General features: G+C 64.2%; 13 protein-coding genes and 1 pseudogene. 7 read left to right on the plus strand and 7 right to left on the minus strand.

Going from position 1 to position 12,199, the window contains the following annotated elements:
• Positions 1 to 110: 110 nt before the first annotated feature.
• Entirely contained in the window at positions 111 to 416 is a 306-nt protein-coding gene (locus C446_RS03185) for a sulfurtransferase TusA family protein (protein ID WP_006671621.1), read from the minus strand.
• Between the two features lie 246 nt (positions 417 to 662).
• On the opposite strand from C446_RS03185, the gene C446_RS03190 reads away from it, so the two are divergent.
• Positions 663 to 1,733, plus strand: a complete 1,071-nt coding sequence (locus C446_RS03190; protein ID WP_006671622.1) for a PLP-dependent cysteine synthase family protein — start codon at positions 663 to 665, stop codon at positions 1,731 to 1,733.
• A gap of 42 nt (positions 1,734 to 1,775) precedes the next feature.
• Here the strand turns inward: C446_RS03190 and C446_RS19815 are convergent, their stop codons facing one another.
• Entirely contained in the window at positions 1,776 to 2,345 is a 570-nt protein-coding gene (locus C446_RS19815) for a hypothetical protein (RefSeq protein WP_006671623.1), read from the minus strand.
• A 200-nt stretch (positions 2,346 to 2,545) separates the two neighbouring features.
• Between C446_RS19815 and C446_RS03200 the strand changes: the two genes are divergently transcribed.
• The 4 genes and pseudogenes from C446_RS03200 to C446_RS03215 all read left to right on the plus strand — a co-directional run bounded on the left by C446_RS03200 (position 2,546) and on the right by C446_RS03215 (position 5,633).
• A complete protein-coding gene (locus C446_RS03200; protein WP_006671624.1) occupies positions 2,546 to 2,989 on the plus strand; it encodes a hypothetical protein in 444 nt (147 codons plus the stop codon).
• Between the two features lie 162 nt (positions 2,990 to 3,151).
• Positions 3,152 to 3,853, plus strand: coding sequence for an HTH domain-containing protein (locus tag C446_RS19015; RefSeq protein WP_006671625.1), 702 nt, complete (start codon positions 3,152 to 3,154; stop codon positions 3,851 to 3,853).
• A gap of 44 nt (positions 3,854 to 3,897) precedes the next feature.
• Positions 3,898 to 4,351, plus strand: a pseudogene (locus C446_RS03210) (PIN domain-containing protein); the annotation flags it as partial.
• Between the two features lie 253 nt (positions 4,352 to 4,604).
• Entirely contained in the window at positions 4,605 to 5,633 is a 1,029-nt protein-coding gene (locus C446_RS03215; protein WP_006671627.1) for a substrate-binding domain-containing protein, read from the plus strand.
• A gap of 205 nt (positions 5,634 to 5,838) precedes the next feature.
• Here the strand turns inward: C446_RS03215 and C446_RS03220 are convergent, their stop codons facing one another.
• The 3 genes from C446_RS03220 to C446_RS03230 all read right to left on the minus strand — a co-directional run bounded on the left by C446_RS03220 (position 5,839) and on the right by C446_RS03230 (position 8,564).
• Positions 5,839 to 6,105, minus strand: coding sequence for an elongation factor 1-beta (locus tag C446_RS03220; RefSeq protein ID WP_006671628.1), 267 nt, complete (start codon positions 6,103 to 6,105; stop codon positions 5,839 to 5,841).
• Positions 6,106 to 6,115: 10 nt separating this feature from the next.
• Entirely contained in the window at positions 6,116 to 6,295 is a 180-nt protein-coding gene (locus C446_RS03225) for an HVO_2753 family zinc finger protein (RefSeq protein ID WP_006671629.1), read from the minus strand.
• A gap of 421 nt (positions 6,296 to 6,716) precedes the next feature.
• Complete coding sequence (locus C446_RS03230; protein WP_006671630.1) at positions 6,717 to 8,564, minus strand: cation:proton antiporter; 1,848 nt, start codon at positions 8,562 to 8,564, stop codon at positions 6,717 to 6,719.
• Positions 8,565 to 8,664: 100 nt separating this feature from the next.
• Here C446_RS03230 and nreA point away from each other — a divergent pair, with 100 nt between their 5' ends.
• Both nreA and C446_RS03240 read left to right on the plus strand, forming a co-directional pair.
• The gene (gene nreA / locus C446_RS03235) at positions 8,665 to 9,966 is read left to right on the plus strand and encodes a DNA repair protein NreA (RefSeq protein ID WP_006671631.1); all 1,302 of its coding nucleotides are present in this window, start codon (positions 8,665 to 8,667) and stop codon (positions 9,964 to 9,966) included.
• Positions 9,967 to 10,096: 130 nt separating this feature from the next.
• Positions 10,097 to 10,396: a hypothetical protein gene (locus tag C446_RS03240; protein ID WP_006671632.1), complete on the plus strand. Its 300-nt coding sequence runs from the start codon at positions 10,097 to 10,099 to the stop codon at positions 10,394 to 10,396.
• A gap of 13 nt (positions 10,397 to 10,409) precedes the next feature.
• On the opposite strand, the gene C446_RS03245 is transcribed toward C446_RS03240, so the two are convergent.
• Together C446_RS03245 and C446_RS03250 are read right to left on the minus strand one after the other, a co-directional pair.
• Complete coding sequence (locus C446_RS03245; protein ID WP_006671633.1) at positions 10,410 to 11,477, minus strand: AI-2E family transporter; 1,068 nt, start codon at positions 11,475 to 11,477, stop codon at positions 10,410 to 10,412.
• A 145-nt stretch (positions 11,478 to 11,622) separates the two neighbouring features.
• Positions 11,623 to 12,087 (minus strand): DUF302 domain-containing protein, encoded by a 465-nt coding sequence (locus C446_RS03250; RefSeq protein WP_006671634.1) that lies wholly within the window; start codon positions 12,085 to 12,087, stop codon positions 11,623 to 11,625.
• Between the last annotated feature and the right edge of the window lie 112 nt (positions 12,088 to 12,199).

Raw genomic sequence — 12,199 nt, forward strand, 5'->3', positions numbered from 1 at the left:
CGACTCCGGACGGATGTCGACGACCTGTACGTCGTCGTCTTCGAGCTTTTCCTTGACTTCTTCCGGGGTGACTTCTTCGACCATAGTTACGTTTCGTTCGGCGTCTGCTTTTATTTCTTCGAGAGGAAAATCCGGTACAGCCCCGATCCGCTCTTCCAGACCTTCGCGTCGGCGAGGTCTTCGACCGCCTTCGGGACGTTCTCGGTGCTTGGCACGTGGTCGGTCTCCTGGACGAGCAGGTCACCCGACTCCAGGCCCTGGATCGCCTTCTTGGCCTCGAGTTGCGGGTACGGACAGACCTCGCCGGTCATGTCCTGGACTTCGTCGGCCTCCTCGTAGAGCTGTTCGGCCGTCTCGTCGTCGAGTTCGTCTTCCTCCGGGAGGTCGACGACGTCGTCCCAGGTCGGTTTGCTCATGTGATCCCGGTTCGAGTTGGTGTCGGAGACCGTTAACAGCTTTCGGCCGGGTCAGTTCTCTCTCGTATCTGCGACGCCGTCCTGGCCCCGCTCCGCAGGCCGTCATCGACCGAACGCGCCGTCTCCGCCTCGAGCGAGCACGACGAGAGGAATCGACGCCGACGAGCGCCGCTCTCCCGGAACCGAGACGGCCGCGGAGACGGCCGGTTCCGTCGAACCCATATTCGTACCGTAACAAGGACCGGTATGACCGACCAGCGGACGCCGGACGATGTGGCCGGCGGAACCGAGCACGGAGTCGACATCGCCGTCGACGAGTCGACCATCTTCGAGACTCCGCTGCTCGAACTCGAGGTCGACGTTCCCGGCACCGTTTACGGGAAAGCGGAGTGGTTCAACCTCCCTGACGCGCCACACGGCGGTGGCTCCGTCAAGTCCCGTATCGCCAAAGGCATGCTCGATGGAGCGGAAAAGCGGGGCGAACTCGACCCCGAGGATTCGGAGACGACGATCATCGAACCCACCTCGGGAAACACGGGCAGCGAGATCGCCCGCCTCGCGACTGCCCGCGGGTACGACGTCGAGATCGTGATGCCGGACAACGCCAGCAGCGGCAAGATCGACGCAGTCCGGGACGCGGGCGCGGAGGTCCACTTCGTCGACGCCGACCTCGGCTACGACGCCGTCATCGAGCGCTGCGAGGAACTGATCGCCGCGGAGCCCGACGGCTACTACCGACCGAACCAGTACGAGAACCCCGACAATCCGGGAACGCACGAGCGGACGACCGCCAGGGAAATCCTCGCCCAGACCGACGGCGCAGTCACCCACTTCGTCGCGGGGGCCGGCACCGGCGGCACGATCACCGGGACGGGCCGGGGACTGCACGACCGCGGCGACGACATCACCGTCGTCGGCTTCGAGCCCGCCGAGCCCCTCCATGCCATCGACGGGCTGAAATTCCTCCGGACGGGCGACCACTACCACCCCGACACGTACGACGAGTCGGTCCTCGATCGCAAGGAGTACGTCTCGACGAGCGACGCCTACGACCGGGCTCGAGACCTCCGAAACCGGTATCTGGACCGCGACGTTCGGATTCGGAGTCGGGGCCAACACGATCCGGAAACCGTCGATCGACATCTCCGGGTCGACGGGCAGTTCGTCGTCGGCACCTCGAGTGGGGCCGGTATCCAGGCCGTCCACCAGCTCGCCGCCGACGGCGACCTCACCGAGGAGTCGGTGACGGTCGTGATGCTCTGTGATCGCGGGGACAAGTACGCGGACATCCCGCTGTGGGAGGGGTATCTGGACTGACCGCTCCCGGCGAACCGCGGGAGTTCGCCACCCCAAACCCGATCACTCCCGAACGATCTCCCCCTCGAGGTAGTTTTTCGTCTTGTCGTTTGTCGACTGTGTCAGTTTGCGGAAGGTGACGACGCGGTCGCCCTCGCGGACCGTCTCGACGGTATCACGTATCGACAACAGGATCGCCTCCCGAGTTCGTGAGCGTGCTCGCAGGCTCCGTCTCGTCGTCGAACTCGATCGACTGAAACGCTTCCCTGAGACGACTGGACAACAGTCAGTACACACCGATCGCGTCTCGACGCCCGTCGCGGAACTCGACGGCGTCTCGAGACGCGATCGGTGTGCATTGTTTTGGCAGGCAGTATGAGTAGCCGCCGGAAGATAAGCGCCTGGCCGTAGTCGAAGGGGAGGGCGGTTGTCGGGGACGTGACGGTACGTGCGCCCCTCGTAACTGCGTTCCTCGAGGTGTTCGGCGAGCTGCCGGAACGCGGCTCGGCCGATGCCGAGCCGTTTGTGATAGCCCCACTCGAGCAGGGCGTCGGCGTCGAACCCGGAGCCAGGGTCGGGCTCCGAGCCGGAGCGTGAACCCTCGCGGCCCTCTGGAGCGTCGCGGTCGGCCATATCGGCCAGTACGATCCCGCAGACAAAGAAACCGCCCGGCGACGTGGGACTGACAGGCTCGCGTCGACGAGACGTGGGTCCTGAGAGACGAACACGGGGGTCGCGAGTGGAACCTCGAACCGAGGTGAGAGAGCGGATCGTCGACCGGGAAAGTAGCGGAAACGGAATTCTCATCGGTGTCCAGCGATAACGGCCGAGTAATGCGACTCGAACTCCGCGTCTGCCAGCACTGCCTCGATGGCGATCATCCCGGTCACGAGGGGAAAACGGCCCTCCTGCAGGACATGGTCACCTGCGCCGAGCGGATCGAGGAGTACAAGCACGTACTCGACCTCGACGACGTTCACATCCGGAAGGTCCGCGACGACGAACCGGGCAAGCCGGCGGCGTTGCCGGTCGTCGCCGCGACGATCCAGAACGACCAGGTCGTGTTGAACGACACCCAACTCGTCGCCGAGGGCCAGGACGGGACCATGCTGTTGTACGCCAACCCGGACGACATCCTGACGGTACTGGCCGGCAACGTCGACGAGATCAGCAAGGCTATTCCCGAGGACGTTACCGTCGAACTCTCGGAACCGGGCGCGAAGATCGTCTCCGAAGCCGACCTCGGTGCGGACCCTGACCGACAGCCCGATCAGTAACCGTTCTTTTCAGTTTGTACTCGGTCACGCGGTCACGTCGTATCCGTCGTCGTTCTCGAGCGATGACCTGAGCGCGACGGCGAGAGTCGGAGCGAGTGACGGATTGATACCTTTAACCCCAGCGGCGATGCCGGCGATAGTAACGCTGTTTCCCTTCGAACGATGACTGCAACCGATACCCGTCCGCGAGAACCGGTTCGAGTCGACCTCTACCTCCGCGCTCGTGCCCCGTCCGAAGCCGTGACTCGGATACGGTCGCTGGTCGACAGGGCGCGCCAGCTCGAGGAGATAGACCACGTTGCTGACGTCACGGTGACGACGTGGTGCTCGGTACGGCCCGCGCTGGAGACGATCGCCGACGGGCCAGCCTCGGTGACTGCCACCGTGGCCTCGTTCCGGTCGTGGGCCCAGCAGGAAGGCTACAGCCTCGGCCCGGCGTTCAGGCGTCGACGGACCTCGTCACTGCTCGAGACGGGTCGGGACTGTGAGGGAAGCGCTGGCCCGGGAGCCAGCGCCAGCACTAGCACTAGCACCAGTACCAGTACCAGTACCAGTACCAACACCAGTACCAGCACCAGTACCAACACCAGCGACGGCACCTTCGAAGAGCTTCGCGTTCCAGCCGTCTGTGCCGCCGTATATGCGGGTGACACCCTCGAGTGCGTTGCCCCGTGTTCGGACGACGAACGAACCTACTCCGTCGAAGAGTGTCTGACTGCGCTCGAACGCGGGACCGTCGAACGACTGCCGGCGATCGACTCGGAGAGTGTCTCGAGCGTGAGGTCGCGTCCCGACCCATCCACCAGGGCCGGTGGAGGGACGCGACCTCACGAAGACGCCGGGTCGTCCGCGTCGGATCGGTAGCCCGGGCCGACGGCTCACGTGTTTTCCACGCGGGACGAACTTCGAGCCATGCCTGGCTCAACCTCGGAATTACCTGTTACGTCCCGCCGACGATTCACGACGAACTCACGACGATGCTCGATACTCGAGACGTCGACGAAGAGGTCTACTCGAAGCTCAACACCTGGGTCGTCCGCAAGCATCCGGACCGGTACGGGATCGAGATTCCGGGAAACGTCGTCTACAGCTTCGTCGACGAGATGAGCGACCGGGTCGACCGCGGGCTCCGAGTTTCCGAGAACGCGGTTCGACGCGCGGAACGGGCATACTCGACTCGAGAGAGGACTTCGATCTCCTGATCCTCGCCCGCGAACTCGACGCCGGCGTCGTCACGAGGACACGAGGATCATCGACTGGACCGAAGACTTCGGACTGCGATCCATCCGTGGTCGGGAGTTCCCGGACCTGCTCGAACAGTACCTCGTGACGGTCGATCCGGAGACGAAACGGACGCTCGATCGAGACGGACCGCTGCCCCCGAGGACCGCAGTACGGAGTCATCCGTCGGATCGAGTTCGTTCGACTCGAGCCGAACTGGCCACCAGCTCCGCGATAGAAATGCCACAAGCACCCACGACACCACCTATCACGTGCACCAATAACATACGTTTGTCAACCGATATACTAAATAATCGTTCGTTCGTATACGAGATACCTGTAACTCTTGCATGGGCGGCCACCCTTATCATTGAACTAGGGGCTACGGGGGTGTATGGATCGACGAGACGTACTGAAGGGACTGGGTGCGACTGCAGGAGTTTCGATTACCGGCCTCGCGGGGTGCCTCGACGACGAAGGGTCCGGCGACGGTGACACCGGAGCCGGCGGCGACGAGTTCCCGACGGATTCGGTGACGTGGATGATTCCCTGGTCCGAGGGTGGCGGGACGGACGCGTACGCACGCCAGCTCGCTCCGCTGGCAGAGGAGGAACTCGGACAACCTATCGAGATCGACAACCGTCCCGGTGCGGGCAGTCTGCTCGGTATCGAGTGGCTCTCCAGCCAGGACGGGGACGGTTACACGTTCGGAACGGCGAACACGCCGAGCTGGCAGTTCGCCTGGCGGCTCGAGGAGACCGACTGGGAGCCAAGCGATTTCGAACCGATCTCTATTTCCGGAATCTTCGGCTACACGATCATCGTCAACGACAATCACGACATCGACGACTACGCTTCCCTCCGGGATGCGTACCAGAGCGGCGAACTCGAGGACTTCGCGTATCAGGGCGTCGGCCACGACAGCCACGCGATCTCGCATCTGCTGCGTGACGACTACGGCCTCGAGTGGGACAACGCCGTCCCCTACGACGGCGGTGGCGACGTAAACGAGGCCGTCCTCTCCGACGAGGTGCCGGCCGGTATCGCGACGAACACCTCCGCGGCTAGCATCGTCGGCGACGATGTCAGTGCCGTCGTCAATCTCTCCGACACCGAGTTCGCGGCGTTCCCCGAGATCGACCGAATTACCGACTACGGCGACAGTATGGCGTACATCAGCGAGTTCCGGCTCACACAGATCGCGCCGCCGGGAACGCCCGAAGACGTCCGCCAAGAGTTGGCCGACGCCATCGAGTACGCGGCGACCCACGAGGACACCGAAGCCTGGCAGGAGGAGACCGGCAACATCGTCGAGTTCCACGGCGTCGAGGAGACCGCCGAAGACCTCGAGGGCGCAGTCGATGCGCTCGAGGAGAACGTCGACTTCGAGGAGTTCCAACAGCAGATCGAAGCCCAGGAGTAGGCTCCCCGCTCCGATTGCCACCGGGGGTAATTCCCGCTAATTGTTCGGTTTCGCTGGTCGTCGACGACTGTCGTCGGTCTTTGCTGTTACCGTCGTGGCCAGCGTTTTGCAGCGACGGGTGCAGCGGCTCGTCGTCGTTCGTTAGCTGGGGCCGAAAACGAAGTGTGCGTCCGGCCCGTAGAATAACTGATCCGATCTGCTCCGCTCAGATCCGGCCGACGTTATCCACGTCGACGCTTTCGACGCCGTCGACCTCCGTGAAGTTCTCTTCGACCGTCTCCGTCCCACCCGCGCCGTCCGGGACGATCACGGTTGGATAGAGGGCGGTGAGGCCGAACGCGACCTCTTCGCGTTCGACACCGTTGATCTTCGCGCCCTCGGGCAGCGCGCTCTCGAGGTCTTCCTGGAGCGCGTCGAGGTCCATTTCGGGGCTGTCCGGCATGACCTTGATTTTGGCAGCTACTTTTCCCATGGCAGTAGTGTTATGGGCCGGTGAACCCGCAGTCGGGGCACTCGTAGAGGTTGCTCTGTTTGCGACACTTGGCACAGCGGTAGATCTGCTGGCCGCAGTCGGGGCACTTGAACGACGCGGCGTTCGTTCCCGCGATGTTGAGCCCGCAGGAGACGCACGAGCGCGTTCCTCGGTCGTTCGTCGTACTCATACCCCTCCCTTCCCGCCCGGCGTTTTTAACGGTTGTCTTTCGCGTGCTCGCACTGGTCCGATCCCCCGGGTGTTTTCTGGATCGGAAAACGCCCTGCTGGGTATTTTATTCACCCCGTGGTACGGTGACGTGCGGCCCGCAGTCGAGTTCGATGGAGTGCCCGAACGCCGGTGGGGCCGTGCCTCTGACATAACCGGATCGTCGCGGACACCAGACGGTGTCCGGGCGTCCGCTTAGCTTCACTCGGTGTCCAGGGAGAGTACGTTTCGTGTGTTCTGCCGTCCGTTAGCCACAGCACAATACGTTCGGTCGTTCGTCGATCGACGCGTCGGTACACGTCTCATACGGGGTTCTGTCCGTCAGTTCTAGGACAATCACTTCGGGGCACGGTTGCACCGGCACATCGGTACAACACTCCGTCTCAGTCGTGGGGATGGAAGCGCCGTACCGCCTCCTCGACGGCGTCCTCTCGCCCGATGAACGTCACCCTATCCCCGTCCTCGAGCGCGGTGTCGGCTTCGGGCACGTAGGTCTCGCCCTCGCGGGCGATGACGGCGACGATGACGCCGTCCGGAATCTCGGCGTCCAGGTCCGCGATCGTCGAGCCCACCAGGTCGGTCGCGGTGACCGAAATCTCCTGGGCGTCGTGGCCCTCGCCGAGTTCCGTCATCCAGTGGGCGAGGGCGGGCCGTTCGATCTCGTTGTCGATCGACCACGCGGTCGCGCTCGCGACGTCGATCGCCCGGACACCAAGCGTTTCGAACGCGTCGACGTTCCCGGGGTCGTTCACCCGGGCGACGACCGTCTCCACGTCGAAGGTCGTCCGCGCCAGTTGCGAAACCAGCAGGTTGGCGTCGTCGTCGGCCGTCGTCGCCACGACGATCCGTGCCCGCTCGATGTCTGCTTCGCGTAACGTGTCCGGGCTCGTCCCGTCGCCGACGACGGCGGTGTATCCGTCCTGCCGAAGCCGTTCGACGACCGTCTCGTCTTCGTCGACGAGCACGACGTTTTCGCCCCGTTTCTCCAGTCGTGTGGCGAGCGCCCGGCCGATCCGGCCGCCGCCGACGATGATCGCTGGCATGGGTATCACCTCGAGGTACTCCGCGATCTGGCGGGCAAAGCCCGCCTGCAGAATCACGGTCAGGAAGATAACGAGAAAGACCGTCCCCGCGAGCGTCCGAGCGGCTTCGAACTGCCCTGCAGCCTCGAGTTGCAGGGCAAACAGCGTCGCCACCGAGGCCGGGATGATCCCACGGGGGCCGACAAACGACAGGAAGAACCGTTCCTCGCGACTGAACTGACGGTCGGTCGCCGACAGTGCCACCAGTAGCGGCCGGACGAACAGCGTCACGGCGACGACGACGGCGATACCGCCGGTCCCGAGGCCGAAAAGCGAGTCGAAGTCGATCAGCGCCGCCAGCGAGATGAACACGAACGCGAGCACTACGAGCGTCAGGTCGCGGTTGAACGAGAGGATCTCCTCCCGGTGGGGGAGATCGAGGTTCCCGAGCACGATCCCGGTCGTCGCGGCGGCAGCGACGCCCGTTTCGGGGAACACCGACTCCGCGAGCCCGAAGGAGACGAGCGCTCCCGTCAACGTGACGAGCCGTGCCATCTGTGGCGCGTCGCCGGCCGGCGGCTGGACCTTGACCAGCAGGTACCAGACGACGGCGGCGACGACGACGCCGATGCCGACCCCGGCAGCGAGCCGCTGCAGGAATCCGGTCGGTATCAGTTCCGGCGCGTCCCCGACGACGACGGCCTCGAAGATGACGATCGCGAGCACCGCCGCGGTGACGTCGTTGATGATTCCTTCGGCCTCGAGTGCCGCCTCGACGTGCTCTCGGACCGTGACGACGTCGAGGATCGGCGTGATCACCGTCGGCCCGGTCGCGATCAGCAGCGAGGCGATCAGCAGCGCGATCTCCCAGTCGGTACCGAGAAAGAGCCAGGCCGCGGCCGCCGTGCCGGCGAAGGCGATTCCCGCGCCGATCGTCGTCAGTCTGCGGACCGCCTGTGGTGCTCGCTCGAGTTTCTCGCGCCGGAGGTGGAAGGCACCGTCGAAGATGATGATCGCGACGCTGAGGCCGACGACCGTCTCGAGCCCGTCGCCGAAGGTTTCGATCGTCACGAAGCCGAACCCCTCCGGACCGACCAGGACGCCGATGACGATCAGAAAGAGGACGCTGGGGACCCGAAATCGCTTCGCGACTATCTGGGCCCCGATCCCGAGTGCGAGGATACCGATGACGACAGGCAGGACGTCCACGATTTCCCGTTCGTGAGCTAACCGTAAGTAACGGCCACCATACTCGTCTGGGTCGGCAGAAGCTCAAGATTCAAACCCGGCCCCCACCAACGTCCGGTGAATGCGCCTCGACGAGTACATCGAGGATCTCGAGCCCGACGAGGAGGCCAGACGCCGCCAGCTGGCCAAGGAGAAATCCTACGAGATCACCGACCACCTAGAAGCGTTCGAGCGCCGGTTCGACGATGCACTCTCCGGTGACACGCTCGTCGGCTCGACCTCGCCCTCTATCTTCGTCGGACGGTCGAACTATCCCGACATCCCCGTCGGCCTGCTCTCGCCCGTCGGCGACGAGGGCGACGCCGAGGAGTACGTCACCGACGGCGACTGGTACCGCCAGGGGTACGCCATCGACGACGTCCTCCAGCGCCGGACGGGACTGCTGAACTCGAACAAGCGCGCGAACGTCGACTCGCCGTCGATCGCGAGCCGACTGACGCCGTCGGTTCACGACGCCTGGGACGGGTTCGTCGGCGTCCAGCGGGAGGTCGCCATCGCCGACTGCCCCGTCGACCTCGAGATCGGGCTCGACGACACGCCCGATCTCGGACTCGACGCCGGGACCGACGTCGCGACCCCTCGTGGCCCGCGCGCGAACGCTCGTAACGCCGAACTCCGGGAGAACCCCTACGTCCCGCGACCCGTCAAGAAGACCCTCGAGGACGACGACTGGCAGGCCCAGGGTGCAATGACCTACCTCTACCGGCGCGGGTTCGACGTCTACGACATCAACTCGATCCTCTCGGCCGGCGCGCTCGGCGAGACCGAACAGCGCCGACTCGTCCCGACGCGGTGGTCGATCACCGCCGTCGACGACACGATCGGCCAGTTTCTCCGGGGTCGCATCCGAAACGAGCCCAGCATCGACGAGGTTCAGGTCTGGGCCAACGAGTATATGGGCAACCGTTACTGGGTGATCCTCGCCCCAGGCAACTGGGAGTTCGAACTCGTCGAGATGAAAGCCCCCGGCAGCATCTGGAACCCCAACCCCGAAGACGATGTCTGGCTCCAGGCCGCAAGCGAGGGCTACGAGGGCCGCTCGAGTTACGTCGAGGAGACCGCAGGTGCCTACTACGCCGCCCGACTGGGGGTGTTAGAGCACCTCGAGTCGATCGGCCGCCAGGCGAAGTGTCTCGTTTTGCGGGAAGTCTCCGACGACTACTGGGCCCCGGTCGGCGTCTGGCAGGTCCGCGAGAGCGTCCGCAACGCCTTCGAGGGGGAGTACGGCGAGGCGGAGACGTTCCACAGTTCGGTCGCGGAGGTATCGACGCAGTTGCCGGTCTCGTACGACCGATTGCAGCGAAAGTCGGAGCTCGCGGCCGGGCTGCAGGCGAACCTCGACGCGTACGGCCGATCGAACTGACCAGGGGCCGAATCGGTGAGACATCACAAGGCTGGGCCGTCGACCGTGGGGAGACGGTCGTTCCGTCCGAGAGCTTCGGACCGGAATCCAGGGACAACGCCTTTGAACGACCGGAACCGACGCGTACGCAATGGTACTCGTCGCTTCGATTCCCAGCGATCCGGTGACGCTTCTGACGGCGCTTTTCGCGCTGTTTGGACTGCCGTTGATCTTCTTCAGCATCGTCCTCTTTTATGCCGGCTACGTCCGGTACGACGCCGACCAGTCGCTCGAGAAGCTCCAGGCCGATCTCGACGATGCCGAGAAGGCGGCCGAGGGCGGCCGGGACGGCGACCCCGACGACTCCGGCGACCCCGGTGAATCCGATCGAACGGCCGGACAGACCGGACCCTCGACCGACGCCTCGAGTGCGGACGTCGATCGGCAGTGAACGGCTCGGACCCTTACTCGGCTTCCGCGGGATTCGCCGCGCTCGGGGCTCGCTTTTCTGGTGCGTCCCCGTGGGAGTTTACGCGGCTGAAGACCGTCAACCCGGCCTTGAACACCGCGAGCAACACGGGACCGAGGAACAGCCCCATGATGCCAAGCAGATAGATTCCACCGATGACTCCGACGAGGACGACCGCCGGGTGGAGACCGGAGCCACGGTCGACGAAGATCGCCCGCAAGTAGTTGTCGACAACCGAGAGGACGGCGACTCCGTACAGGAACAACGCGATCGCTTGGAGAGGATCGACGACGATCGCAAGGTACACGACCGCTGGCCCCCAGACCAGCCAGACGCCGATCGCCGGCAGGAACGAGACCACGATCATAACGACCGTCCAGAACGCGACGTTCGGAACGCCAAGCAGGTAGAACCCGAGTCCCCCTAATACCCCTTCGACGAGTGCGACGAGGACGTGGCTCTGGATGACGGCCCAGGTGACGACCTCGATCTCGTCGAACAGCTCTTTGCGGACCTCCTCCGAAAGCGGTGCGACCGCGCTGAGCCAGTCGATGAACGTGTCGCCGTCGACCAGCAGATAGTACAGCACGAACACTAACACGAGCAGCCCGAAGCTCATCCGGATGCTCGCGTTCAGCAACCCGACGACCTCCATCAACACGACCTCCACGGCTCCGCCGAGCGACCCCTCGATCTCCGAGAGGAGCTCCGCCTCGATCGACTCGAGGACCTCCGGTTCGATTCCGGCATCGAGGGCCGTCTGTCTGACTGTCTCGATCGCGGCCAGTTCGTCGAACGATTCGATGAATTCGAAAACCGTCTGGAGGATGACGATCGAAAAGTAGAGGATCGGAACGACGGCAACGACGATAGCGAACCCGGTCAGTGCAAGCGCCGACAGCCGTTCGTCGATTCGTTCCTCGAATCGCCTGTGAATGGGATACAGGACGAACGCGAGGAGGGCAGCTGCCATCAGGTACTGCAACAGCGGCATGACCAGGAGCGCGCCGATCGCTCCCAGCACGACGAGCAGGAGACCAAAGAACGTGGTACGGACGTCCATGTCTCGAGGTGATTCGTCGCATACGTAAGTATTGACATCTCGACGCGCCACGGGGTCGATCACCGCGAGTCGTCGCCGACAGTCAGGCCGTAGCAAAAACCTGAGGGGACGAGGCGATCACCGTAGAGACCCGACCTGTGGGGGTTCAGTCGGCGGTCTCGGTCTCGACGGCGTCGAGTCGCTCGAAGGTTTCCTCGACGTAGTCGCCGGTCTCGTCGACGATCGCTGCCCACTCGTCGTTGTCCGGTGCCATCCCGAGCAGTCGTGCGATCTTCATAATCGAGACGTGGTAGACGTGCTGGCGTCCCGGTTCCTCTTCCCAGATGATCATGTTACACGGGAAGAGCCCCCCGATCCGGAGGGTCTCGTCGAGCGCCCGGTCGGCGATCTCCGGATTGCAGGCCCCGAGCACGTAGTACGGGTCACGGTCGGCGTCGACTTTCTCGTTGAGCAACTCGGACGGGGAGAACTCGGCGGGGATACCGAACCCGACCTCTTCGCAGACTTCGCGGACGTGTTCGATCGCTTCGTCGTGGTCCATCTCGAGGACGGCGCGGTTCTCTCCGTACTCGTCGGGGTCGATCGTCGTCGGGTCGATGGGGAGACTCATACTTGTTCGTTGGTCGCCTAGCCCTTAATCGATCCCCTCGTCCCGTACCTGTCGCTGACGATCTCGCGCAACGCCGGCGTCACGGCTGTGCCGACGAGGCACACAGCCGAGC

It is taken from the genome of Halobiforma nitratireducens JCM 10879, from assembly GCF_000337895.1.
GTDB lineage: Archaea > Halobacteriota > Halobacteria > Halobacteriales > Natrialbaceae > Natronobacterium > Natronobacterium nitratireducens.

Coding starts and splice junctions, on each gene's coding strand:
- C446_RS03185 (WP_006671621.1), bottom strand. CDS start 416: ATGAGCAAACCGACCTGGGACGACGTCGTCGACCTCCCGGAGGAAGAC.
- C446_RS03190 (WP_006671622.1), top strand. CDS start 663: ATGACCGACCAGCGGACGCCGGACGATGTGGCCGGCGGAACCGAGCAC.
- C446_RS19815 (WP_006671623.1), bottom strand. CDS start 2,345: ATGGCCGACCGCGACGCTCCAGAGGGCCGCGAGGGTTCACGCTCCGGC.
- C446_RS03200 (WP_006671624.1), top strand. CDS start 2,546: ATGCGACTCGAACTCCGCGTCTGCCAGCACTGCCTCGATGGCGATCAT.
- C446_RS19015 (WP_006671625.1), top strand. CDS start 3,152: ATGACTGCAACCGATACCCGTCCGCGAGAACCGGTTCGAGTCGACCTC.
- C446_RS03215 (WP_006671627.1), top strand. CDS start 4,605: ATGGATCGACGAGACGTACTGAAGGGACTGGGTGCGACTGCAGGAGTT.
- C446_RS03220 (WP_006671628.1), bottom strand. CDS start 6,105: ATGGGAAAAGTAGCTGCCAAAATCAAGGTCATGCCGGACAGCCCCGAA.
- C446_RS03225 (WP_006671629.1), bottom strand. CDS start 6,295: ATGAGTACGACGAACGACCGAGGAACGCGCTCGTGCGTCTCCTGCGGG.
- nreA (WP_006671631.1), top strand. CDS start 8,665: ATGCGCCTCGACGAGTACATCGAGGATCTCGAGCCCGACGAGGAGGCC.
- C446_RS03240 (WP_006671632.1), top strand. CDS start 10,097: ATGGTACTCGTCGCTTCGATTCCCAGCGATCCGGTGACGCTTCTGACG.
- C446_RS03245 (WP_006671633.1), bottom strand. CDS start 11,477: ATGGACGTCCGTACCACGTTCTTTGGTCTCCTGCTCGTCGTGCTGGGA.
- C446_RS03250 (WP_006671634.1), bottom strand. CDS start 12,087: ATGAGTCTCCCCATCGACCCGACGACGATCGACCCCGACGAGTACGGA.